Source organism: Streptomyces seoulensis (genome assembly GCF_004328625.1).
Taxonomy (GTDB): Bacteria; Actinomycetota; Actinomycetes; order Streptomycetales; family Streptomycetaceae; genus Streptomyces; species Streptomyces seoulensis.
Genome location: NZ_CP032229.1, coordinates 1,180,595 through 1,203,220 on the forward strand (window position 1 = coordinate 1,180,595; position 22,626 = coordinate 1,203,220).

Sequence of the window (22,626 nt, forward strand, 5' to 3'; positions counted from 1 at the left end):
ACTCGCGCACCCTGTGCTACTCAGGCCGCGAGCGTCCCGGGCATCACCGCGCGGGGCCCGAACTTGGCCCGCGCCAGGTCGGCGACCTCCTCGATCCGGCGGACCTTCTCGTCCACGGGGTCGAAGGTGAGCTGGTGCGCGGCCTCCCCGGCCGGGGTCAGCCCCTCGGCGCGCAGGGCGAGCGCCCGCACCCGCGCCCGCTGCAGCCCGAGCGCCTCGTACATGCCGTACGCGGCCCTGGTGAGGTCGGCCGAGTGCGCGGTCGGCTCGGCGAGGGTGCGCCCGCGCACCGTGGTGGAGCGGTCGGCGTAGCGCACGGTGAGCGTCAGGGAGCGGCAGACGTGCTCCATCTCCCGCAGCCGCGCCCCCAGTTCCCCGGCGTCGGCCAGCAGCGCCCGCCGGTGCCGGGCGGGGTCCAGCTCGTCCACGCCGAAGGACCGCTCGGCGGCCACCGACCGGGAGACGGCGTTCGGCACGACCCGCCCCCGGTCCACCCCGTTGGCCCGCTCCCGCAGCTCACGGGCGGTCCGGGCGCCGACGAGCCGCTGGAGCGTGGCGGGCGGCGCGACGGCGACGCGCCCGAGGGTGTCGAGCCCGTACTCGCACAGGGTCCGGGCGGTGGCCGTGCCCACACCGGGCAGCGCGACCACGGGCAGCCCGGCGAGGAACTCCGCCCCGGCACCGGGCTCGTCGGGGACGGCGCGCACCTGCCCCGGCCGGGCCTCCCGCAGCGCCATCCGGGCCAGCATCGGGCCGGGCCCGGCGCCCACCACGCAGTCGACCCCGTACCGGGCGAGGGCCCGTACCCGGATCAGCGCGGCCAGTTCCACCGGACCGCGCCCGAAGTACCGCTCGGCCCCGCGCAGATCGGCCAGCGCCCCGTCGGGCGGCAGCCCCTCCACGACGGGCGTGAACTCCTCCAGCAGCCCGAGCAGTTCGGCCAGCTCCAGCTCACCGTCGCCCTCGCTCGCGCGGCGAAAACGTACACAGAGGATGGTCATCCCGCACTCCCCGGACTCTGGTGCCACAACTTCCGCATGGCGGACGGCGCCTGCTCGGACACCTCCTGGCCGGCCGGGCGCAGGTCGGCCCAGGGGTGCATCTGGAAGCCGGTGGACATCCGGATGCGCCGCCCCGACCCGTCCTCGGCGGCCTTCGCCTCCGGCGCGGGCTCGGCCAGCCGGGCCGCCACCCGCTCAAGGCCGCCCTCGGCCCGCAGTTCGGCGAGTTCGGCGAGGTTCCAGGCGACCGACCCGACCACGCTCAGGCTGCGCGGCCCGCGCCGCTGCACCACCCCGCGCACCAGCAGCAGCCAGGAGTGGAAGACGGTGTGCGCGCAGGCGTCGTGCGAGTCGTCGAAGAAGGCGAGGTCGACCAGCCCCGTGCCGTCGTCGAGCGTGCTGAAGATGACCCGCCGGCCGGACCGGATCGGCGGTGTCTGGGTGGCCGCCTTGGCCCCGGCGACCAGCACGGTCTCCCCGTGCCGGGCCTCGCGCAGCCTCTTCGCCGACACCACGCCCAGCTCCTCCAGGAAGCCCCGGTGGTCGTCCATCAGGTGGTGGGAGACGTCCATGGACAGCACGCCCAGCTCTGCGCTGAGCCGCTCGGCGTCCGACAGGTCGGGCAGCCCGGCGGAGGCGGTCCGCCGCCCCCCGCCCAGCGGAAGCTGATCCCCCCGCCCGCCCCGGGCTCCCCGGTGCAGCTCGGCCAGGTGCAGCTGGAGGTCACGCCGGTTGGCCCCGAACGCGTCCAGCGCTCCCACCTGGGCCAGCCGCTGCGCGAGCGGCCTGCCCGGCCGCCCCCGCTCCCAGAAGTCCAGCAGGGACGCGTACGGCTGCCCCTCGGCGATCCGCGCGGCCTCCGCCTCACTGATCCCGTGCACATCGGCGAGGGCGAGCCGCACCCCCCACGCCCCCGAACCAGACACCAGTTCGATTCGATGAGCGACCCCGGACACATTCACGTCCAACGGCAGAACCGGCACCCCGAGCCGCCGGGCGTCGGCCAGCAGCAGCCGCTTCGGATACATGCCGGGATCATGAGTGAGCAGCCCGGCGTAGAAAGCGGCCGGGTAATGCGCCTTGAGCCACGCCGACTGATAAGTGGGCACAGCGAAAGCAACTGCGTGCGCCTTGCAGAACCCGTAGGACCCGAAAGCCTCGACGATCTCCCAGGTCCGCCGAATGGTCTCGGTGTCGTACCCCTTTTCCTCGGCCCGCCGAGCGAACCACACACGCACCCGCCCCTGAGCCTCGGCATCGGAGAGCAACCGCCGCACGGCATCGGCCTCTCCCCGCCCGCACCCGGTCATGACCGCCAAAATATCGATGACCTGCTCATGAAAGACCACCACGCCATACGTGTCCCGCAACGCCGGCTCAAGATCCGGATGCGGATACCGCACAGGCGCCCGCCCATGCCGAGCCTCGATGAAAGGCCGCACCATGTCGGCGGCGACAGGACCGGGCCGGAACAAGGAAATATCCACCACAAGATCCTGAAAACAATCAGGCTGAAGCCGCCCGACCAGATCCCGCTGACCGGGCGACTCGATCTGAAAACACCCGAGCGTCTCGGTGGACCGAATGAGCCGGTACGTATCCGCGTCCCCCTCCGGCAGAGCGTCCAGATCGACCCGCTCCCCCGAAGCCCGCTCCACCTCGGCGACGGCATGCGCCATGGCCGACTGCATCCGCACCCCGAGCACATCCAGCTTCAGCAGCCCGAGATCCTCCACGTCCTCCTTGTCGAACTGCGACATCGGCAGTCCCTCCCCACTGGTCGGCACCACCGGAGTACGCCGGAGCAGCGAGGAGTCGGACAGCAGAACCCCACAAGGATGCATGGCGACCCCACGCGGCAGCGCGTCCAGCGCCTCCACCAGTTCCCACAGCACCCCGTACCGCTCCTGCTCCCCCGCGAGCCCCTTCAGCTCGGGCAGCTCGGCAAGCGCCACGCGGGCATCCCGAGCCCGGACATGCGGAAACGCCTTGGCGACCCGGTCGATCTCGGCGGGGTCCATCGAAAGCGCGGCCCCCACATCCCGAATGGCATGCCGGACCCGATAGGTCTCCGGCATGGCGACGGTAGCCACCCGCTCCTCGCCGAACCGCCCGATGATGGCCCGATAAACCTCGATCCGCCGGGCGGACTCCACATCCACATCGATATCGGGAAGCGCAACCCGCTCCCGCGACAGAAACCTCTCCATGAGCAACCCGTGCGCCACCGGATCGGCATGAGCGATACCCAGCAGATGATTCACCAGAGACCCGGCCCCGGACCCCCGGGCAGCGACCCGAATCCCCATCCCCCGCACATCATCGACAACCTGGGCGACCGTCAAAAAATAGGACGCGAACCCGTGATACCCGACAATCTCAAGCTCCTCATGCATCCGCTCCCAGTACTCCCGCCGCCCGGAATACCCAAGACGCACCATCCCGGCGACGGCCCGGGAGGCGAGCGCCCGCTGAGCCCCCCGCCGCCCGGCCCCCACGAGCCGCCCCTCGGGAAACCGCACACTCCCGATCCCCAGATCGTCCTCAGGATCGACCACGCACTCCCCGGCCACAGCAAGCGTCTCGGCGACCAGCCGCCCCGCGACCTCCCGCCGATACCCCGCGGCCTCCACCACCCGCTCGGCCACCCGGAACATCTCCTCGGGCCCCTTCAGCCAGGCTTCCCCGGAATCAAGCCCTTTCCGAGGATCAATGGGCACCAGCCGCCGAGCGGCATCCAGCACATCGGCAACCCGCCCCTGCCCGGCATCGGCATACCGCACCGCATTACTGAGCACAGGCCGCACCCCGTGCTCCACAGCGAACCCAAGACTCCGCGCGGCAAGCCGCAAGGACCCACTTCCCGTCCCCTCCACCCCATGCCACACCACCTCGACCCGCAAAGCGTCCCCGAAAACCTCCCGCCAGCCCCCCAACAACCGCCCAGCCCGATCCGGCCGCCCAGCGGCAAGAGCCCGCCCCACATCGGAGTCGGGCCCCAACAGCACGACAACCCCTTCCCCCCTAAGCGCCTCCCAGGGCAACAGCGGCCGAGCACCCCCACCCGCCCAGGCAGCGCTGACCATCCGACAAAGCTCAGCCCACCCCAGAGCCCCGTCCCGAGCCAGAAAGGTCACCCGAGGAGCCGACTCATCCACAAAGGCGCCCCCACGCACCGGAGCCCGAAGCCGCCCCCCGCCACCCCCGGAAGCAACGGTGGCAACCCTAAGGTCAACCCCAAAAACGGGCCGCACCCCACTCCCCGCACAAGCCTTGGCAAACCGCACGGCCCCGGCAAGCGAGTCCCGATCAGCAAGGGCCAGCACATCCATCCCCCGCTCGGAGGCCCGCTGAGCCAGCCGCTCCGGATGCGAGGCCCCGTACCGCAGGGAGAACCCGGAGACGACCCGCAAATGCGCGAACGCCACTCCCAGCACCTCCCACCACTCAGCCAATCGAACACCCGTTCCATCCCCACCATACCCCCACCATCGAACGCACGTACGATGAGCGCGACCACCCCCCTCACCTGCAAAAACGGCAAGGAAGCCCCACGAGGAGCCCCCCGGGCGGGACGGCCGGCCACGGCGGCGAGGGGACGTGCCGGGGGGTGTCCGCCCGCAGCGGCCGGCGAAACACCAAGCTGAACGCACCGAAGAAACCCAAGTCGCCGGACCGAGGACGGACACCCCCCGGCGCGGCCCCGCCCCACACGCAAAGGACCCCCGCCCTCCCGAAGGAGAAACGGGGGCCAAAGGCCGAACCGGAAGCCTCAGCCGATCTGCGTCCCCGTGGCGGACAGCGCCTCGGTGACAGGCTGGAAGAACGTCTCCCCACCGGAGGAGCAGTCCCCACTACCCCCCGACGTCAGCCCCACCGCACTGCTCCCGGAGAACAGCGACCCACCACTGTCCCCAGGCTCAGCACACACATCGGTCTGGATCAGCCCGCTGACGGTCCCCTCGGAGTAGTTCACGGTCGCGTTGAGCCCGGTGACGGTCCCGTCGTGAACCTGGGTCGTGGACCCGCTACGGGTGACCTTCATCCCCACAGTGGCCTCAGCGGCCCCCGTGATCGCCTGAGCGGACCCGTTGTAGAGATTGACCTCGCTCGGGTGGTCGACCCCGTCGACGTACTTCACGAGCCCGTAGTCGTTCCCGGGGAAGCTGGAGTCCGCGTTGGACCCGATCGCGTTCCCGGAGGCATCGGTCCAGCTGGAGATCGCGTCGGTGCAGTGCCCGGCGGTGAGGAAGTACGGCGCCCCGCCCTTGGTCACGTTGAACCCGAGCGAACACCGCCCGCCCGACCCGTTGATGGCGTCACCACCGGAGACGAAGGGCTTGAACTCCCCCTTGGACCGCTTGAGTTCGGTGGTGTCCCCGAGCCCGGAGACGACCTTGCCCAGCTTGGCGTACTCGGCCGGGGACACGGTCTTGTCGGCGGTGACGACGACCTTGTTGGAGACCGGGTCGGTCGCCCACGAGGTGCCGGGGATCGTCGCGTCCTTCTTGAGCGTGGACCGCGCCCCGTCGAGGACGGCGAGCGAGTGGGAGACGATTCTGGCCTTGGCGCCGGCCGCCTGGACGGTATCGGCGGCGGAGGCGTCGAGCACGTTGACGACGAGGCTCTTGGCCTGCGCGTCGTAGTAGCTGCCCGCGCTGTCGGAGCCGAGGTCGGCGAGCAGCGTGGAGGCGAGCTTTCCGGCCGCGGGAGCGGACAGAACGCGTGCGCCGGCCGTGGAGTCCGCGGCGCCGGAGGATTCGCTGGCGTTCGCAGTCTGGAAGGTGACACCTGCTCCGACCAGTGCGAGAACACCCGCTCCGGCGATCGCGGCCCGGCGTGCGGGTATGCGTCGGTGCTTCAACTCATGTCCTCCTGTGGGGGGTCGGACCGCAGGTTGTGGGGACCTGACGGACCGGAAGGCTGGTTGACGAGCGCCACTCTTCCGAAGGTCACAGCGGGCACACAAGACCGACTTCAGGCCGCACTCTCGAACAACCTCTCCAGGTTGACCGAGGACAGTCACCCCAGGGAGTTCGTATCGCAAACGCAGAATCCACACCTTGGAAGACCGGACGGCAACAGGATCGGCTGTCCGAAAACCGCCCTTCCCAAAACCCCCGAAAACCGAAGCCCCACACACCCCACACACCCCACACAGGCCCCCCGCACAGAGACCCACCCGCCCCCACATCCCCGCCCCCACCAAAAAGCGGGCCCCCGCACGCGAGTTGCCGCGTGCGGGGGCCCGCCGAACCGACCCGTCAGTGAGGACGGCCCGTAAGGGAACTACGGAAGCGTCACCCCGTAGTAGCTCAACGCCTCGGTGACCGGCTGGAAGAACGTGGTGCCGCCGGAGGAGCAGTTGCCGCTGCCCCCGGACGTGAGCCCGTAGGCGACGCTCCCGCCGTACAGCGGACCGCCACTGTCGCCGCCCTCGGCGCACACGGTCGTCTGGATGAGCCCGGAGACCACGTCACCGCCGCCGTAGTTGACGGTGGCGTTGAGCGCCGTGACCTTCCCGCTGTGCGTACCGGTGGTGGACCCGCGCCGCGTCACGGTGGTCCCGACCGCCGGAGTGGCCGCGCTGCTGATGGTCTGGCTGCCGACCGCGCTCGGGTGCGCGACGGAGGAGTTGGTGTAGCGCACCAGCGCGAAGTCGTTGCCGGGGAAGCTGTACCCGACGTTGGTGCCGAGCACCGTGGTCTTCGCGGAGTTGCTGTACCAGGTGGAGGCGACCTCACCGCAGTGCCCGGCGGTCAGGAAGTAGTACGTGCTGCCGCTGCGGACGTTGAAGCCGAGCGAGCACCGGTAGGAGCCGCCGTAGATGGCGTCACCGCCGGTGATCAGCTTGTTGAACTTGCCGGCCGTCCGCTTGATGGTGAGCGTGTCCGCGCCCGCCTGCCGCTTGATCTTGGCGATCTCGGCCTGGGACACCGTGCTGTCGACGGTGACGAGGACGCGGTTGGTCCTGCTGTCGACGGCCCAGGCGGTGCCGGGGACGTCGGCCTGGCGGACGGAGTCGCTCGCCTTGGTGAGCTGACTGGCGCTGAACGTGTGGGCGTCACTGGCGTTCGCGGTGGGGGCGGCGAACGCGGCGACGGCGAGAAGGCCGCTGACGGCCGCCGTGAGCTGGGTGCGTCTGGCGATACGGCCTCGGGGAGTGGTGCGCTTGATCCTCACGTGTCGTTCCCTCCTGGGGAATTCGGGGGCCCGCGTGGGGTCGGGGCCCGTGAGGCGCAGCCAGCGGCAGGTCGATCGGACGTGCATGCCCCTGACAAGCGCTGAGGGGGAGTATTCGGCCGAACGACCGGTCGGCACAAGGGTGCCTTTCAGCCGTACACGGCTCAACGATCAGGCGTCCCGCGCACCCTGACGTCCCCTCATGTCACAAGAGCCGACAATCGCCCCACAAGCCACACCTCGGGCGTCCCGGAGACCCCTTCCGTCACCCGGACACACCACACATCACCCTTCCGCCGCGACAAATCATATTTCACTCACAGTCAGCAGCCGTATGGTTCGCCGCCCTTGGGGCACAAGGGCTCTCGACGGATCGATCGTGCACCAGTACCGTCACAAACCCCCCGCGCGGCGTCTATCCACTTGGCGTGCCGTCCGCATCATGGATGACCATAGGGAAGCGAAGAACAGACAAGACCGCTGTGAGAGGAGGCGTCCATGGGATCGGTACGCAAGGCGAGTGCGTGGCTCGGCCTCGTCGACGACAACACCGAAGACGAGCGTTACTACGACGACGACTACTCCGAGGGCACGGAGCCCGCTGACGCCTGGGTCACCGACCCGCGGGTGAAGGTGGCCGCGGACACGGCCGAGGACAAGGGCCGCCGCATCGGCACGGTCACCCCGGACAGCTTCCGGGACGCCCGCGCCATCGGCGAACTGTTCCGGGACGGCGTCCCGGTGATCATGAACCTCACGGCGATGGAGGGCGCCGACGCCAAGCGGGTGGTGGACTTCGCGGCCGGGCTCACCTTCGGTCTGCGGGGCACGATCGAGCGGGTGGCGACGCGGGTCTTCCTGCTGACGCCCGCCCACACCGAGATCATCAGTGGCGAACCGGCGGGCCGCCGGGAGGACGGCTTCTTCAACCAGAGCTGAGGCGGGGCCGTCCACCGGCCCCGCCCCCTGGGGGCTCACCGGAAGGCGTCGAGCCCGGTGAGCGCCTTGCCCAGCACCAGCTGGTGCATCTCCACGGTGCCCTCGTAGGTGAGCACCGACTCCAGGTTCGTCGCGTGCCGCATCACGGGGTACTCCAGCGAGATCCCGTTGGCACCGAGGATCGTCCGCGCGGTGCGGCAGATCTCGATGGCCTCGCGGACGTTGTTCAGCTTGCCGAGACTGATCTGCTCGGGCCGCAGCCGCCCGGCGTCCATCCGCCGCCCCAGATGGTGGGCGAGCAGGATGCCCTTGTGCAGCTCGACCGCCATGTCGGCGAGCTTGGCCTGGGTGAGCTGGAAGCCCCCGATGGGCCGTCCGAACTGCTCCCGGGTCCGCGCGTACTCCAGGGCGGCCTCGAAGCTGGCGCGGGCGGCGCCCATCGAGCCCCAGACGATGCCGTACCGGGCGTGCGAGAGGCAGCCGAGCGGTCCGCGCAGCCCGGTGACGCCGGGCAGCACCGCGTCGGCGGGCAGCCGTACGTCGTCCAGCACCAGCTCGCTGGTGACCGAGGCCCGCAGCGACCACTTGTGCTTGATCTCCGGCGCCGAGAAACCGGGCCGGTCGGTGGGGACCACGAAGCCCCGGATGCCGTCCTCGGTGCGCGCCCAGACCACCGCGACGCCCGCCACCGAGCCGTTGGTGATCCACATCTTGCGCCCGCTGAGCACCCAGTCCTCGCCGTCCCGCTTGGCGAAGGTGCGCATGCCGGCCGGGTCGGAGCCGTGGTCGGGCTCGGTCAGCCCGAAGCAGCCGATCACCTCGCCGGAGGCCATCCGGGGCAGCCACTCGTTCTTCTGCTCCTCGCTGCCGTACGCGTGGATCGCGTACATGGCGAGCGAGCCCTGGACCGAGACCAGGGAGCGGATGCCGGAGTCGGCGGCCTCCAGCTCCAGGCAGGCCAGGCCGTACTGCACGGACGAGGCGCCCGCGCAGCCGTACCCGGTCAGGGACATGCCGAGGGCGCCGATCGAGCCGAGTTCGCGGGCCAGCTCCCGGATGCCGGGCAGCTCGCCCTTCTCGTACCAGTCGGCCACGTACGGCAGCACACGGTCGGCCGCCCAGGAGCGGACGGTGTCGCGTACGGCGAGGTCCTCGGGATCGAGGAGGTCGTCGAGGCCGAGCGGGTCGGCGGGGTCGAACGCGGGCGGCTTCGGGGACGCGGACATGGGAAACACCCTCCGGCACTCTGCGGCTCTGGACCTTCGCGGCGCCAAAAACTAGCACCGCTAGTTACGTATGCCCGGCCGACGTTACGGCTGAGCGCGCCGCACGTCCAGAGCGACCGGGCCGAAGGTCAGGCGGAGACCGTGGGTTTCCCGGCCGCCCGGGGCGCGGGCAGCTCGCCCTTGGCGAGCGGTACGGGGCTCTCCACAGCCGCCTTCGGGACCCCGGCGCCCTCCGGTGCGCAGTTCATGACCTTCGGCAGCCGGAGCGCCATCAGCGCGCCGAGCAGCAGCAGACCGGCGCTGACCAGCAGCGTCACATGGAGCCCGTGCACGAAGGAGTCGCGGGCGGCGTGCCGCAGCGCGGCCCCGGCGGGCCCGCCGAGCCGGGCGGCGACGTCGTACGCCTCGCCCAGGGAGCGGCCCGCGGCCGAGGAGGCGGAGGCGGGGACGCCGGGCACGGAGTCGAGGGCGGGCGCGTAGGCCGCGTTCATCACGCTGCCGAGCAGGGCGATGCCGATGCCGGCGCCCAGCTGGTAGGAGGTCTCACCGATGGCGGCCGCGCCTCCGGCCCGGTCGGCCGGGGCCTCGCTGAGCATGGACTCGTAGGCCCCGAAGAGGGTCGTCTCCAGGCCGAAGCCGAGCAGTACGAAGCCGGTGAGGAGCAGCGGGGTGTTGTCGTGGCCGCCCATCGCGGTGAGGGTGACGACGGCGACGGCGGTGAGGACGAACCCGGCGCAGACCATCCGGCGCGGCCCGAGCCCGCGCAGCACGCGGGCACCGGCCAGGCCCGCCGCCATCGCGGCGACGGTGAGCGGGAGCAGCCGCAGCCCGGTCTGGAGCGGGGACAGGCCCAGCACCAGCTGGAGGTACTGCGCGGCGATCAGTTCCAGGCCGACCAGGGCCAGCATGGCGAGCACGATGCAGCCCACCGAGGTGCTGAAGGCGGGCCGCCGGAACATGCTCAGGTCGACCAGGGGGTGGGCGCGGCTGGACTGGCGCCGGACGAAGAGGACGATCAGGGCCACGCCCACCAGGAGCGGGACCAGGGTGAGCGGGCCGGTCATGTCCTCGCCGCCGCCGAGCCGCTTGACGCCGAGCACGACGCCGAAGAGGCCGCCCGCCGCCATCAGGGCGCCGACGACGTCCCAGGGGCCGTCGCGCTCGCCGCGGGACTCGGGCAGCAGCATCCGGCCGATGGGCAGGCTCACCAGCATCAGCGGGATGTTGACCAGGAAGACCGAGCCCCACCAGAAGTGCTCCAGCAGGAACCCGCCGAGCAGCGGGCCGACGGCCGCGCCGACGGCGGCGACCGCGCTCCAGATGCCGATGGCGAGCGCCCGCTCGCGCCGGTCGGGGAAGACCTGGCGCAGGATGGACAGCGTGGCGGGCATGATCATGGCGCCGCCGACGCCGAGCAGCGCACGGGCCATGATCAGCGTCTCGCCGTTGTGGGCGAGGGCCGCGACGGCCGAGGCCACGCCGAACAGCGCGTAGCCGAGCAGCAGGACGCGTCTGCGTCCGACCCGGTCGCCCAGCGTGCCGAAGAGGATCAGCAGCGAGGCGCAGACCAGGGGGTAGATGTCGACGATCCAGAGCAGTTCGACCGCGCTGGGTCTGAGGTCCTCGGTGACGGCGGGGACCGCCACGTGCAGCACGGTGGCGTCGAGACCGACGAGCAGCAGGCTGACACAGAGGACGACGAGGACGACCCAGCGGTTGGCACCGGTCGCCTCACGGGACGGCCGGACAGCGGCCGTGGTCGTCCCGGACATGTACGTACCTCCCAGAAGAGTCCTCGCGTGCGGCGGGTCGGCGGGGTGGTGGGGGGGGATCTCCACGCCGTACGGCCGGAGAGGAGCGGTGCCTCGCGGCCCGCTCGGACCCACGCGGGTGGCTCGTCAGCGTACGCGAGTTCATACGCAGGTCACGTGGCGGACCTCTCATGGTTGTGCCCCGATCGGTGTGGCGTGCGCCACCTCGCCGCCCGGGGTCGCCGGCGGATGACGGGGCGGCCGGCGCGGGCGTCGATAATCGGCCCGTGACCGAGACAGCCACGCGGGCGGCCCCGCCCGCGCCCTCCCTCCCCCGCCGGGCCCTCCCGGCGCTCCTGGGGTACGCGGGGGTCCGGGGCCTGGGGCTGGCCGTGCTGGCCCTGTGGAGCGCGGCACGCGGCACGAGCGCGCACACGCTGCTCTCCGCCCGCTGGGACTCCCTCTGGTACGCGGGGGTCGCCGGGGCGGGCTACGGCCACGAAATCCGGCTGCCCAACGGCGACGTCCACTCCGACCTCGCCTTCTTCCCGCTGCTCCCCTGGCTGGAGCGGCTGCTGCACGCCCTGGCCCCGCTGTCGTACGCGGACGCGGGCCTCGCGGTGTCCGCCGTGGCCTCGCTGGCGGCGGCTGGCGGGATCTTCGCGCTGGCGGAGAGGCTGTACGGGGCGCGGGCCGGGGTGTGCGCGGTGCTGCTGTGGGCGGTGCTGCCGGTCGGGGTCGTGCAGTCGATGGCGTACAGCGAGTCCCTGTTCACCGCGCTGGCCGCCTGGTCGCTGTACGCGGTGGTGTCCGGGCGGTGGGTGACGGCGGGGGTGCTGGCGGCGCTCGCGGGGCTGACCCGGCCGGTGGGGGCGGCGGTGGTCGCGGCGGTGTGGGTGGCGGCCATTGCCTCGTTCGGGCGAACCGGGAGCGCGGACGCTCCGTGCGCCCCCGCCTGGCGCCGGGTGCTGGGCGCCGCCCTCGCCCCGCTGGGCGCGGCCGCCTATGTGCTGTGGGTGGGCCACCGCACCGGGGACGGCCCGCTCGGCTACCTCGACGTGCAGGCGGGGTGGCGGAACGGGTTCGACGGCGGGTACGCCTTCGCCCGCTTCGTCGGCGGCATGCTCACCGCGTTCCCGTCGGCCCTCGCGGGCATCGCCCTGATCATCGGCGTCGTCCTGCTGCTGTGGCTGTACGGGGCCGGGGTGCGCCGGGGGCAGCCGCTGCCGCTGCTGGTCTACAGCGGGGTCGTGCTGGCGCTGGCGCTGTGCGCGTCGAGCTACTTCGGCTCCAAGCCCCGGCTGCTGCTGCCCGCCTTCCCGCTGCTGCTCCCGCCGGCCGAGGCCCTGGCGCGGGCCCGCCCGGCCCGTGCCGCGCTGCTGGCCGGCGCGCTCGCGGCCGGCGCGGCGGTGTACGGCGCCTGGTGGCTGAACGGCTCCGGTCCGCCCTGACCGGCCCGGCGGGCCGGGTGAGCGGCCCCCGAATACCGGGCCACCTTTCGGTGAACCGAATTTGAACCGAATTAAAAGCGCCATAAAACCGCTCCCGGCAAGATCCGGGGCAATTACGGGGGCCGCTCCGGCGATATTGCCGACGTTCAGGAATTCAAGGGGTTCCTGAGAGGTTTCCCACATCACATCGTCATCACAAAGCCCCAGTACCGACCGGGAACACAGCTCACTCGCTGTAACGTCGATTGGGTGCGTACCGAACGAAAGCTCACCCGGCGTCTGGACCGGGTGTTCGCCAGGCTGGACCGTGAGCCGGAACGGCCGGCCCATATCGACGTGCCGCGGATGTCGCGGCACCGGGCCATGCTGTTCTCCTCGACCCTGGCCTTCTACCTGGCGATCGTGTGGGCCGTGATCACCACGTCCTGGCTGGTCCGGCTGGACTGGCGGGTCATGTTCTTCCGCCCCTACCAGCAGTGGCCCGGCATCCACGCCTTCCTCGACTACTACGTGGTGCTCGGCCAGCGCGGCCCCACCGCGGTGATGGTCGCGGCCTGGCTCGGCTGGCGCTCCTGGCGGCAGCACACGGTCCGTCCGCTGCTGACCCTGGCCGCCTCGCTGCTGCTGCTGAACATCACGGTCGGCGCCGCCAAGCTCGGCATGGGCCGGCTCGGCCCGCACTACGCCACCGTGATCGGCGCGAACGAGATGGGCCTGGGCGGAGACATATTTCCCTCGGGTCACACCGCCAACGCGGTCGTGACCTGGGGCATCCTGGCGTATCTGGCCTCCACGGCCAGGGCGCGCCGCTGGCTGTCCGCCCTGTCCGCGATCACTTCGCTCGGCGTCGGGCTCACCACCGTCTACCTCGGTACGCACTGGCTGAGCGACGTGCTGCTGGGCTGGGCCGCCGGGCTGCTGATCCTGCTGGCGCTGCCCTGGTTCGAGCCGCTGATCTCGCGCGCGGAGAACGCGCTGTTCGCGCTGCGGGACCGGCTGCGCGCCCGTCGGCGGCGCACCGCGCCGGTGCCGGCCGCGCCGCTCGCCCCGGTGGCGCTCCAGCCGCTGGCCAAGGCCGCCGAGCCGGCCGTACCGGCGCGGGAGCCGGTCACGTCGGCGCGCGGGTCCCGGCCGCCGGTCCATCTGGCGCCGGGCCCGCACACCACCCGCTCCGAGCGCACGCCGGTCACCCCGGCGGGCAGCCGGCGTCCGCCGCACGCGGACCGGCTCCCGCGCGGGGCCTCGCAGGCCGCGCGCCCCTGACGGCCCGGGTCAGCCCTTCCAGACGCGGGCGACCCGGCCGTCCTTCACCTCGAAGTTGAGACGGCCCGTTCGGTACTCCATGGTGATGATCGCGCCGGGCGGCAGCGCCCGCACCGTCTGCCAGCCCCGGCTCCGGGCGCGCCGGTCGGCCTCCTCCGGGGCCAGGCCGACATAGCTGTCCAGGGTGTCCTGCGGCTCCGGCGGCGGAGCGGGAATCTGTGCCATGCGGCCACGCTAAGCGGCCCGCGCCCGCTACGGAAGGCACCCGCCGGGGCGCCGCCCGGTCACACTTCTGTCACAGGTCCCGGTGCCCGTCACCCGCGTACTCCGTCACACGTATGGGGGTTTCCGTTCACCTTCACGGGGTAATCGAACAGAATTTTCCCGAGGCGGTCGTCACGGGGTCCAATTAACGCTCGTAATGCGTCGGATCACACACCGGAACCGGCCAAGAACACGGCGGTCACGTTTTTCCCGCGAAATACGGCGCACGCGTCCCGGAGCCGGAACCGCACAGGAAATTCACGCACCGCCCGGCGCGAACAGACATGCGAACGGCCGCCGCCCTCCGGAGGGCGGCGGCCGTCAGCCGTCAAGGCGGGGGCTCACTCAGAGCGCGAGGTGCTGCCCCGGCACGATCAGGTTCGGGTCGGCCCCGATGACCGACCGGTTGGCCTCGTAGACCCGCTGCCAGCTCACCCCGTGCCGGGCGGCGATGGTGCTCAGCGTGTCGCCCTGGCGGACGGTGTAGCCGCCCCGGCCGGCCCCCCGGTCGGCGTGGGTCGTCGCCGGGCGCTGCGGGGCCTGGGCGGACCGCGTCGGTGCGGTCCGGGTGGGGGCGGACCTCGTCGGGGCGGACTTCTTCGTCACGCCCTTGTCGGTCCCGCCGCCCGTCGAGGCGCTGGACGGTGCGGACCCGTAGGCCCCGGCGCGGCCGGAGCAGACGGGCCAGGCGCCCCAGCCCTGGGCCTGCTGGACCCGGGACGCCACGGCGATCTGCGCGCTTCTCGACGCCTGGTCGGCGGTGGCGGCGTAGGCGCCGCCACCGTAGGCACGCCACGTGCTGGCGGAGAACTGGAGCCCGCCGTAGTAGCCGTTGCCGGTGTTGATGTTCCAGTTGCCGCCGCTCTCGCACTGGGCGATGCGGTCCCAGACTCCGTTGTCCGCCGCCTGCGCCTCTCCGGAGGCTGCCAGCAGCCCCAGCGGGGCGAGCAGCGCGGCCCCGGCGAGGGCGGCCGTCGTACGGCCCTTACGGGCGGTCGAACGGGTGGTATCGGCACACTCGGACATGCAGTTCCCTCTCCACGAACCCGGGCTCCCCCTGAGCGGGGCACGTCTCGCCGCGTCGGACCGCGGTTCCTCGCGCCCGCCCCGTCCGCCGGTGACCGGTGCCACGGCCCTGACGGACCCGGCGCCGGGCGGCGGAGCTGCCCGAGCGGTGCTAGTTGCACACGGCGAAGGAATCTAAGGAGGACAGGTGCCGCATTTCAACAACACCCCGTAGAGGCAGGCCAGTTGGCGGTTACCGCCGGTATCGGCGATTTCCGGCCAACCACTTCATACGGTTATTTCGGCACTTGTCGACCATGGGCGGCACCTGCCCGTGACGCACATCACCCTTTCAAGTTCCTTGACTGTGTACGGAGTTGACGTTGAGTGGCCGATTCCGTGCCGAAAGTGACCCTGCGCGCAGGTCGGTTCGATTCCGTTCCCCCTGGGGCGTGACCCCCACCACAGGACGCCCGTTGTCTTCTGTATGAGCCCGCGATCCCAAGGCTCAGCGACCGGGAGCCACCCGGCCGACCGCGCGCATCCCGAGGGAGCCACCGTGCCGCGCATGCTCGACGTCAGTGACGCCGTACGCGCCGAGATCGGCGACGAAGAAGCCGACCGGCTGCTCACCGGAGCGAACGCTCCGGGCAGTTACGACTGCACGTCCTGCCGCACTCCGGGGGACTCCGAGCAGGAACGCACCAGCACCGTCCTGTTCGTCGGGGACGAGACCGCCGTCCTCGCCTTCGCCCACGCGGGCTGTCTGCCCTCGCAGGTCGTGCAGGTCACCGAGGAGCAGTTGCAGGGCGCCGTCCGCTCCATCGGCGGCGAGGCCGCCCCCCAGGAGCATCAGCAGGAGCAGCCCCACCGCACCACGCCCGAACCCGCCGTGCTCGGGGTGACCAGCGGACTGGTGCTGATCGAGGGCGAGTTGCACCCGGCGCTCGTCGTCGAGCCGACCGCGCCCATCGCGCGCCCCGGCGCCACCGGGGGCGGGGACGACTTCCTCCCCCTCCTCATCGAGCAGGGCTTCATGCCGGTCACCGCGCTCGACGCCGTCCCCCCGGTGCTGCACGGCTGGTCGGTGCTGCTCGCCGTCGGCCAGCTCCACGCGGTGCTCCAGCCGGGCCCGCACGGCCACCAGCCGGTGGCCTGGTGGCAGGCGCACCAGCCGCTCCAGGTCACCGACAGCTGGCGGGCCGCCGCCAACAAGCACCAGCAGGTGCTGATGTTCGCGGCCCCGGTCGGCTCGATCGGCCGCCAGCCCCGCGAGGACCTGCTCCGCGACGCCCTGGACAAGGCCGCCGCCAACGGCCGCCTGGTCGCCGCCGCCCTCCCCCTCGCCGGCACCTGACCGCAACCCCTCCCCCGGACACCGGCCGTGCCGCCCTTTCACCCCAGGGGCGGCACGGCCGGTCGTGCTGTCCGGCGCACCCCCGACAGCCCCCCGCGTGGCCGCATCCCTTTGGGTGCACCGTCGTTTGGACATACGTGCACCCATACGACGCCTCTCCCCGCCGGCCCGCCCTGTCCCCCGTCCCCGTCGCCCGCTCAGGGCAGGACAACCCCGGCGGGCCCTCGTCCACGCCGATCTACGACACGCTGTACGCGGAGTGGGTCAAGACCTTCCGTACGCTGCCCGGGGACCGCAGCGGCGAGGAGAACCTGGGCTTCACCGCCTTCGGGAACCTCCCCCAGGGCACCGGCTCGTACGGCGGGCACCGGCCGGGGTCGTTCAGCAGCTCCTACAGCGCCTACAGCGCGGGGGCGTACAGCGCGCGGCAGCAGTCCCAGCAGTCCCAGTGGCAGCGGATCGGCACGATCGGGCGGGCCCGGCCGGACGGCGAAGGCCCCCCGGCGCTCCCGCCGGGCCCGCGCCAGGGCAACTGAGCCGGACACGAAGGGGCGGCCCGTCTCCACCGAGACCGGGCCGCCCCTTCGCCGTGTGTTCCTCCGCCGTGGCGGTTACTTCTTCTTCGCGCCGCGCTTCTCGCGCACCCGCACCGAGAGGTGGATCGGGGTGCCCTCGAAGCCGAACTCCTCGCGCAGGCGGCGCTCGATGAAGCGACGGTAGCCAGCCTCGATGAAGCCGGAGGCGAAGAGGACGAAGCGCGGCGGCTTGGTGCCGGCCTGGGTGCCGAACAGGATGCGCGGCTGCTTGCCGCCCCGGACCGGGTGCGGGTGGGCGGCGGCCAGCTCACCGAGGAAGGCGTTCAGCCGGCCGGTGGGGACGCGGGTCTCCCAGCCGTCGAGCGCGGTCTCGATCGCCGGGACCAGCTTCTCCATGTGGCGGCCGGTGCGGGCGGAGACGTTGACGCGCGGGGCCCAGGCGATCTGGCCCAGCTCGGTCTCGATCTCACGCTCGAGGTAGTAGCGGCGCTCCTCGTCGAGGGTGTCCCACTTGTTGAAGGCGACGACGACCGCGCGGCCGGCCTCGACGGCCATGGTGACGATGCGCTGGTCCTGCACCGAGATGTTCTCGGAGCCGTCGATCAGGATGACGGCGACCTCCGCCTTCTCCACGGCGGCGGCCGTGCGCAGGGAGGCGTAGTAGTCGGCGCCCTGCTGGAGGTGGACGCGCTTGCGGATACCGGCGGTGTCCACGAACTTCCAGGTCTTGCCGCCCAGCTCGATCATCTCGTCGACCGGGTCGCGGGTGGTGCCCGCCAGCTCGTTGACGACGACGCGCTCCTCGCCGGCGACCTTGTTCAGCAGCGAGGACTTGCCGACGTTCGGGCGGCCGATCAGGGCGATGCGGCGGGGGCCGCCGACGCCGGGGCCGCCGAAGGTCTGCGCGGGCGCCTCCGGGAGGGCCTCCAGGACGGCGTCCAGCATGTCGCCGGTGCCGCGGCCGTGCAGGGCGGAGACCGGGTGCGGCTCGCCGAGGCCCAGGGACCACAGGTAGGCCGCGTCGGACTCGCCGGAGAGGCCGTCGACCTTGTTGGCGGCCAGCACGACCGGCTTGCCGGCCTTGCGCAGCAGCCGGACGACCGCCTCGTCGGTGTCGGTGGCGCCGACCTTGGCGTCCACCACGAAGACGACCGCGTCGGCGGCCTCGATCGCGTACTCGGCCTGCGCGGCCACGGAGGCGTCGATGCCGAGGACGTCCTGCTCCCAGCCGCCGGTGTCGACCACCTTGAAACGGCGGCCGGCCCACTCCGCCTCATAGGTGACGCGGTCGCGGGTGACGCCGGGCTTGTCCTCGACGACCGCCTCGCGGCGGCCGATGATCCGGTTCACCAAGGTCGACTTGCCGACATTGGGGCGGCCGACGACGGCGAGCACGGGAAGGGGGCCGTGGCCCGCCTCCTCGATGGCGCCCTCGACGTCCTCGATGTCGAAGCCCTCTTCCGCGGCGAGCTGCATGAACTCCGCGTACTCGGCGTCGCCGAGAGCCCCGTGCTCGTACTCGTGCGCGGCCGAGCCGTCGGGCTGGTTCTGGTCGTTCATGAAGTCCGTACCTCGTCGTCGTTCGTGGTGATCGGTGGAGTGACCCGTTCCGGGCCGGTTCCACTACTCAAGTGTCGCCCAGCGCCCGGTCAGGCGCCTGGCGTTTTCCAGGTGTGCGGTGAGCCGCTTCTGGATGCGCTCGGTCGCCTCGTCCAGCGCCTTGCGCGTACGCCGCCCGCTCCCGTCGCCCGCCTCGAACGGGTCTCCGAAGACCACGTCGACGCGGGAGCGCAGCGGCGGCAGGGCCTTGACCAGGCGGCCGGGCCGGTCGGCGCTGCCGAGCACGGCCACCGGCACGATCGGCGCCCCGCCGCGCACCGCGAAGTAGGCGAGCCCGGCGCGCAGCGAGGCGAAGTCGCCCTCGCCCCGGGTGCCCTCCGGGAAGATGCCCAGCACGCCGCCCTGCTCCAGCACGCCGAGCGCCCGCCCGATGGCGGTGCGGTCGGCGGTGGTGCGGTCGACCTTGAGCTGGCCGATGCCGGTCAGGAAGGGGTCCAGCGGCCCGATGAACGCCTCCTGCTTGATCAGGAAGTGCGTCGGCCGGGGCGCCACGCCCATGACCATCGGGCCGTCGATGTTGTGGGAGTGGTTCACCGCGAAGATGACCGGGCCGGACGCGGGCACCTTCCAGGCACCCAGCACGCGCGGCTTCCACAGGCCGTACATCAGGCCGACGCCGATGCGCCGCCCGATCTCGGCGCCCCGCTCCGAGGGCGGTGGCGGCTGGCTCACTTCCCGGCCCGCTTCTCCTCGACCAGGGTGACGACGCACTCGATGACCTGGGCGAGGGTCAGCTCGGTGGTGTCGACCTCGACCGCGTCGCCGGCCTTGGCGAGCGGGGAGGTCTTGCGGCTGGAGTCGGCCGCGTCCCGCTGGATGAGGGCCTCGCGGGTGGCGGCCACGTCGGAGCCCTTCACCTCGCCGCTGCGGCGGGCCGCGCGGGCTTCCGGGGAGGCGGTGAGGAAGATCTTCAGGTCGGCGTCGGGCAGCACGGTGGTGCCGATGTCCCGGCCCTCGACCACGATGCCGCCCTCGGCGCCGGCCGCGATGGAGCGCTGCAGCTCGGTGATCCGGGTGCGCACCTCGGGCACCGCGCTGACCGCGCTGACCTTGGAGGTGACCTCCTGGGTGCGGATCGGCCCGGCCACGTCGTAGCCGTCGACGGTGATCGTCGGGGCCAGCGGGTCGGTACCGGAGACGATCTCGGGCTTGCCCGCGACGGCGGCGATCGCGGTGGGGTCCGTGAGGTCGATGCCGTTGGTCACCATCCACCAGGTGATGGCCCGGTACTGGGCGCCGGTGTCCAGGTAGCTGAGGCCGAGCTGCGCGGCCACGGCCTTCGACGTGCTCGACTTGCCCGTGCCGGAGGGGCCGTCGATCGCTACGATCACGGGCTGTGCGGTCGGGGCGGCGCCGTTTTCCACGGGAGGGCACCTTCCTGGTGAAGGGTGTCGGTCGGGGTGGCGGGACGCGAGGGCGCCCCGCACAAGGTTACTGGGTGTGGGTCACTCGTACGGACGCACGTGGGCCGTGTGACCGCCGGGGTGCCGCGCTACTGCCGCAGCGCCCAGCCCCGCTCGCGCAGCGCCTCGGTGAGGACGGGCGCGGCCCCGGGCTCGACCATGAGCTGGATGTGTCCCGCCTGCTGTCCGGTGGCGTGCTCGATGCGGACGTCCTCGATGTTGACGCCGGCCCGTCCGGCGTCGGCGAAGATGCGGGCGAGCTGGCCGGGCTGGTCGTCGATGAGGACCGTGACGGTCTCGTACGCGCGCGGGGCGGAGCCGTGCTTGCCGGGGACGCGGACCTGGCCGGCGTTGCCCCGGCGCAGTACGTCCTCGATCCCGGCGCCGCCGGTGCGCCGCTTGTCCTCGTCGGCGGACTGCAGGGCGCGCAGCGCGCGCACGGTCTCGTCCAGGTCGGCTGAGACGTCGGTGAGCAGGTCGGCGACCGGTCCCGGGTTGGCGGAGAGGATGTCGATCCACATCCGGGGGTCGGAGGCGGCGATCCGGGTGACGTCCCGGATGCCCTGCCCGCAGAGCCGTACGGCGGCCTCCTCGGCGTTCTCCAGCCGGGCGGCGACCAGGCTGGAGACGAGGTGCGGCATGTGGGAGACGAGGGCGACGGCGCGGTCGTGGGCGTCGGCGTCCATCACCACCGGGACGGCGCGGCAGTGCGAGACCAGTTCGAGGGCGAGGTTCAGCACCTCGGTGTCGGTGTCGCGGGTCGGGGTGAGCACCCAGGGGCGGCCCTCGAAGAGGTCGGCGGTGGCGGCCAGCGGGCCGGACTTCTCCCGGCCGGACATGGGGTGGGTGCCGAGGTAGCGGGCGAGCACGGCGTCGTCCAGGCCGAGCGCCTCCAGTTCGCGGCGCGGGCCGCCCTTGACGCTGGCCACGTCGAGGTAGCCGTGCGCGAGGTCGCGGCGCATGGCGTCGGCGAGGACGCCGGCGACGTGCGCGGGCGGCGCGGCGACGAGCGCGAGGTCGACCCGGCCCTGCGGCGGCTCGTCGGTACCGGCGCCGAGGGCGGCTGCGGTACGGGCCTGCGCCGGGTCGTGGTCGGCGAGGTGGACGGTGACGCCCCGCCGGCTGAGGGCGAGCGCGGCCGAGGTCCCGATCAGCCCGGTGCCGATGACGAGTGCGGTTCTCACTGGGCGATGTCCTTGGTGCGGGGCGGCGGCGCCGGCGCTGAACCGGCTTCTGGTGCCGTCCAGCCTAGTCAGCCGGGGCGGTCCGGACGCACGCCGACCGCGGGGTGGGACGGGCGCCCGTTCGGCCGAGGCGGGGGCCGACCCGCTGCCGCCTCCTTCGTGCGGGCGGCGTTCAGTGCCAAGATGCCCGGAAGTCTGGGGCTTTACGTCCCCTTTTCTTGTTTCCCGTCCGTTTTCCGCCTCTTGAACCTCGGAGTGACGACATGACCCAGCCCGCGACGCGGCGCACGCTTCTCACCACGGGGGCCGCCACGCTCGCCGTCTGCTGTGTGGGTTGCGGCAGCGACGGCGACAGCTCCTCGGCCACCGCCAGCTCCTCCCCCGGCGGCGAGAGCGCCTCGGCCTCCGGTTCCGCCTCGTCCGACTCCGGCGACGGCCAGGCGCTGGGCAGCGTCAGCGAGATCCCGGAGGGCGGCGGCAAGATCTTCACCGCGGAGAAGGTGGTGGTGACGCAGCCGAAGAAGGGCGAGTACAAGGCGTTCTCCGCCATCTGCACCCACCAGGGCTGCACGCTGAACAAGGTCGCGGACGGCACCATCGACTGCCCGTGTCACGGCAGCAAGTTCCACGTCGCCGACGGCTCGGTCGCGCACGGCCCGGCCACCGAACCGCTGGCCGCCAAGGAGATCATGGTGCACGGAAACACGGTGCACCTGGCCTGACCGGCCGCGTACGCTCCCCCGCATGCGCTCCGCCGACCTGGTCCGCGACCACACCGTGTACGCCTGTGTCATGGGCTCGCGCGCCTTCGGTCTGGCCACGGACGGCAGTGACACCGACCGGCGGGGCGTGTTCCTGGCCCCGACCCCGCTGTTCTGGCGGTTCGAGAAGCCGCCCACGCATGTCGAGGGGCCGGGCGAGGAGCGGTTCTCCTGGGAGCTGGAGCGCTTCTTGGAGCTGGCGCTGCGGGCCAACCCGAACATCCTGGAGTGCCTGCACTCCCCGCTGGTGGAGCACCTGGACGACACCGGTCGCGAACTGCTCTCCCTGCGCGGCGCGTTCCTCTCCCGCCAGGTGCACGCCACCTTCACCGGCTACGCCCTCGGCCAGCGCCGCAAGCTGGACGCCGACATCCGCACCACCGGCGCCCCGCGCTGGAAGCACGCCATGCACCTGCTCCGCCTGCTGGGCAGCGCCCGCGACCTGCTGCGCACCGGCGAGCTGCGCCTGGACGTGGGCGAGGAGCGCGAGTCGCTGCTCGCGGTGAAGCGGGGTGAGGTGCCCTGGCCGGAGATCGAGGCACGGATGGCCCGCCTGGCCGACGAGACCGACGCGGCCCTCCTCCGCACCCCGCTCCCGGTCGAGCCGGACGAGCCCCGGGTGGCCGACTTCCTGTACCGGGCACGGCGGGCGTCGGCCGCGCGCGTCTAGGCGTCCCCGCGT

The 22,626-nt window shown here is 72.2% G+C and carries 19 protein-coding genes; 7 read left to right on the forward strand and 12 right to left on the reverse strand.

Going from position 1 to position 22,626, the window contains the following annotated elements; translation table 11 throughout:
- Positions 1–20: 20 nt before the first annotated feature.
- The 4 genes from D0Z67_RS05595 to D0Z67_RS05610 form a co-directional block, all read right to left on the reverse strand.
- Complete coding sequence (locus D0Z67_RS05595; protein WP_031183223.1) at positions 21–1,001, reverse strand: DNA polymerase Y family protein; 981 nt, start codon at positions 999–1,001, stop codon at positions 21–23.
- Positions 998–4,429: a DNA polymerase III subunit alpha gene (locus tag D0Z67_RS05600; RefSeq protein WP_031183224.1), complete on the reverse strand. Its 3,432-nt coding sequence runs from the start codon at positions 4,427–4,429 to the stop codon at positions 998–1,000. Before D0Z67_RS05600 ends, D0Z67_RS05595 begins: the two co-directional genes overlap by 4 nt.
- 344 nt (positions 4,430–4,773) lie before the next feature.
- Positions 4,774–5,865 (reverse strand): S1 family peptidase, encoded by a 1,092-nt coding sequence (locus D0Z67_RS05605; protein ID WP_031183225.1) that lies wholly within the window; start codon positions 5,863–5,865, stop codon positions 4,774–4,776.
- 425 nt (positions 5,866–6,290) lie between these two features.
- Entirely contained in the window at positions 6,291–7,184 is an 894-nt protein-coding gene (locus D0Z67_RS05610) for a S1 family peptidase (protein ID WP_031183226.1), read from the reverse strand.
- 498 nt (positions 7,185–7,682) lie between these two features.
- Here D0Z67_RS05610 and D0Z67_RS05615 point away from each other — a divergent pair, with 498 nt between their 5' ends.
- Complete coding sequence (locus tag D0Z67_RS05615; RefSeq protein WP_031183227.1) at positions 7,683–8,123, forward strand: cell division protein SepF; 441 nt, start codon at positions 7,683–7,685, stop codon at positions 8,121–8,123.
- 35 nt (positions 8,124–8,158) lie between these two features.
- On the opposite strand, the gene D0Z67_RS05620 is transcribed toward D0Z67_RS05615, so the two are convergent.
- Both D0Z67_RS05620 and D0Z67_RS05625 read right to left on the reverse strand, forming a co-directional pair.
- Positions 8,159–9,349, reverse strand: a complete 1,191-nt coding sequence (locus D0Z67_RS05620; protein WP_031183228.1) for an acyl-CoA dehydrogenase family protein — start codon at positions 9,347–9,349, stop codon at positions 8,159–8,161.
- A 128-nt stretch (positions 9,350–9,477) separates the two neighbouring features.
- The gene (locus D0Z67_RS05625) at positions 9,478–11,121 is read right to left on the reverse strand and encodes an MFS transporter (RefSeq protein WP_031183229.1); all 1,644 of its coding nucleotides are present in this window, start codon (positions 11,119–11,121) and stop codon (positions 9,478–9,480) included.
- Between the two features lie 266 nt (positions 11,122–11,387).
- On the opposite strand from D0Z67_RS05625, the gene D0Z67_RS05630 reads away from it, so the two are divergent.
- On the forward strand, positions 11,388–12,551 hold the full coding sequence (locus D0Z67_RS05630) for a glycosyltransferase family 39 protein (RefSeq protein ID WP_031183230.1): 1,164 nt from the start codon (positions 11,388–11,390) through the stop codon (positions 12,549–12,551).
- Positions 12,552–12,800: 249 nt separating this feature from the next.
- A complete protein-coding gene (locus tag D0Z67_RS05635) occupies positions 12,801–13,814 on the forward strand; it encodes a phosphatase PAP2 family protein (RefSeq protein WP_031183231.1) in 1,014 nt (337 codons plus the stop codon).
- A 9-nt stretch (positions 13,815–13,823) separates the two neighbouring features.
- Here D0Z67_RS05635 and D0Z67_RS05640 read toward each other — a convergent pair whose 3' ends face one another.
- Positions 13,824–14,039 (reverse strand): I78 family peptidase inhibitor, encoded by a 216-nt coding sequence (locus D0Z67_RS05640; RefSeq protein WP_031183232.1) that lies wholly within the window; start codon positions 14,037–14,039, stop codon positions 13,824–13,826.
- A 384-nt stretch (positions 14,040–14,423) separates the two neighbouring features.
- Positions 14,424–15,104: a LysM peptidoglycan-binding domain-containing protein gene (locus D0Z67_RS05645; protein WP_031183233.1), complete on the reverse strand. Its 681-nt coding sequence runs from the start codon at positions 15,102–15,104 to the stop codon at positions 14,424–14,426.
- 538 nt (positions 15,105–15,642) lie between these two features.
- Between D0Z67_RS05645 and D0Z67_RS05650 the strand changes: the two genes are divergently transcribed.
- Together D0Z67_RS05650 and D0Z67_RS05655 are read left to right on the forward strand one after the other, a co-directional pair.
- Entirely contained in the window at positions 15,643–16,440 is a 798-nt protein-coding gene (locus D0Z67_RS05650; protein WP_031183234.1) for a hypothetical protein, read from the forward strand.
- A gap of 137 nt (positions 16,441–16,577) precedes the next feature.
- Positions 16,578–16,976: a hypothetical protein gene (locus D0Z67_RS05655; protein ID WP_031183235.1), complete on the forward strand. Its 399-nt coding sequence runs from the start codon at positions 16,578–16,580 to the stop codon at positions 16,974–16,976.
- Positions 16,977–17,051: 75 nt separating this feature from the next.
- On the opposite strand, the gene der is transcribed toward D0Z67_RS05655, so the two are convergent.
- The 4 genes from der to D0Z67_RS05675 all read right to left on the reverse strand — a co-directional run bounded on the left by der (position 17,052) and on the right by D0Z67_RS05675 (position 21,183).
- Complete coding sequence (der, locus tag D0Z67_RS05660; RefSeq protein ID WP_031183236.1) at positions 17,052–18,536, reverse strand: ribosome biogenesis GTPase Der; 1,485 nt, start codon at positions 18,534–18,536, stop codon at positions 17,052–17,054.
- A 63-nt stretch (positions 18,537–18,599) separates the two neighbouring features.
- The gene (locus D0Z67_RS05665; protein ID WP_051888047.1) at positions 18,600–19,202 is read right to left on the reverse strand and encodes a lysophospholipid acyltransferase family protein; all 603 of its coding nucleotides are present in this window, start codon (positions 19,200–19,202) and stop codon (positions 18,600–18,602) included.
- Positions 19,203–19,264: 62 nt separating this feature from the next.
- Complete coding sequence (gene cmk, locus D0Z67_RS05670) at positions 19,265–19,960, reverse strand: (d)CMP kinase (protein WP_031183238.1); 696 nt, start codon at positions 19,958–19,960, stop codon at positions 19,265–19,267.
- Between the two features lie 128 nt (positions 19,961–20,088).
- The gene (locus D0Z67_RS05675; RefSeq protein ID WP_031183239.1) at positions 20,089–21,183 is read right to left on the reverse strand and encodes a prephenate dehydrogenase; all 1,095 of its coding nucleotides are present in this window, start codon (positions 21,181–21,183) and stop codon (positions 20,089–20,091) included.
- 263 nt (positions 21,184–21,446) lie between these two features.
- Between D0Z67_RS05675 and D0Z67_RS05680 the strand changes: the two genes are divergently transcribed.
- Positions 21,447–21,905 carry a Rieske (2Fe-2S) protein gene (locus D0Z67_RS05680; RefSeq protein WP_031183240.1) on the forward strand — a complete coding sequence of 153 codons (459 nt, stop codon included), beginning with the start codon at positions 21,447–21,449 and terminating at the stop codon, positions 21,903–21,905.
- A gap of 22 nt (positions 21,906–21,927) precedes the next feature.
- Positions 21,928–22,614: a nucleotidyltransferase domain-containing protein gene (locus D0Z67_RS05685; RefSeq protein WP_031183241.1), complete on the forward strand. Its 687-nt coding sequence runs from the start codon at positions 21,928–21,930 to the stop codon at positions 22,612–22,614.
- The last annotated feature ends 12 nt before the right edge of the window (positions 22,615–22,626 follow it).

Coding starts and splice junctions, on each gene's coding strand:
- D0Z67_RS05615 (WP_031183227.1), top strand. CDS start 7,683: ATGGGATCGGTACGCAAGGCGAGTGCGTGGCTCGGCCTCGTCGACGAC.
- D0Z67_RS05595 (WP_031183223.1), bottom strand. CDS start 1,001: ATGACCATCCTCTGTGTACGTTTTCGCCGCGCGAGCGAGGGCGACGGT.
- D0Z67_RS05685 (WP_031183241.1), top strand. CDS start 21,928: ATGCGCTCCGCCGACCTGGTCCGCGACCACACCGTGTACGCCTGTGTC.
- D0Z67_RS05665 (WP_051888047.1), bottom strand. CDS start 19,202: ATGTACGGCCTGTGGAAGCCGCGCGTGCTGGGTGCCTGGAAGGTGCCC.
- D0Z67_RS05640 (WP_031183232.1), bottom strand. CDS start 14,039: ATGGCACAGATTCCCGCTCCGCCGCCGGAGCCGCAGGACACCCTGGAC.
- D0Z67_RS05620 (WP_031183228.1), bottom strand. CDS start 9,349: ATGTCCGCGTCCCCGAAGCCGCCCGCGTTCGACCCCGCCGACCCGCTC.
- der (WP_031183236.1), bottom strand. CDS start 18,536: ATGAACGACCAGAACCAGCCCGACGGCTCGGCCGCGCACGAGTACGAG.
- D0Z67_RS05680 (WP_031183240.1), top strand. CDS start 21,447: ATGACCCAGCCCGCGACGCGGCGCACGCTTCTCACCACGGGGGCCGCC.
- D0Z67_RS05645 (WP_031183233.1), bottom strand. CDS start 15,104: ATGTCCGAGTGTGCCGATACCACCCGTTCGACCGCCCGTAAGGGCCGT.
- D0Z67_RS05625 (WP_031183229.1), bottom strand. CDS start 11,121: ATGTCCGGGACGACCACGGCCGCTGTCCGGCCGTCCCGTGAGGCGACC.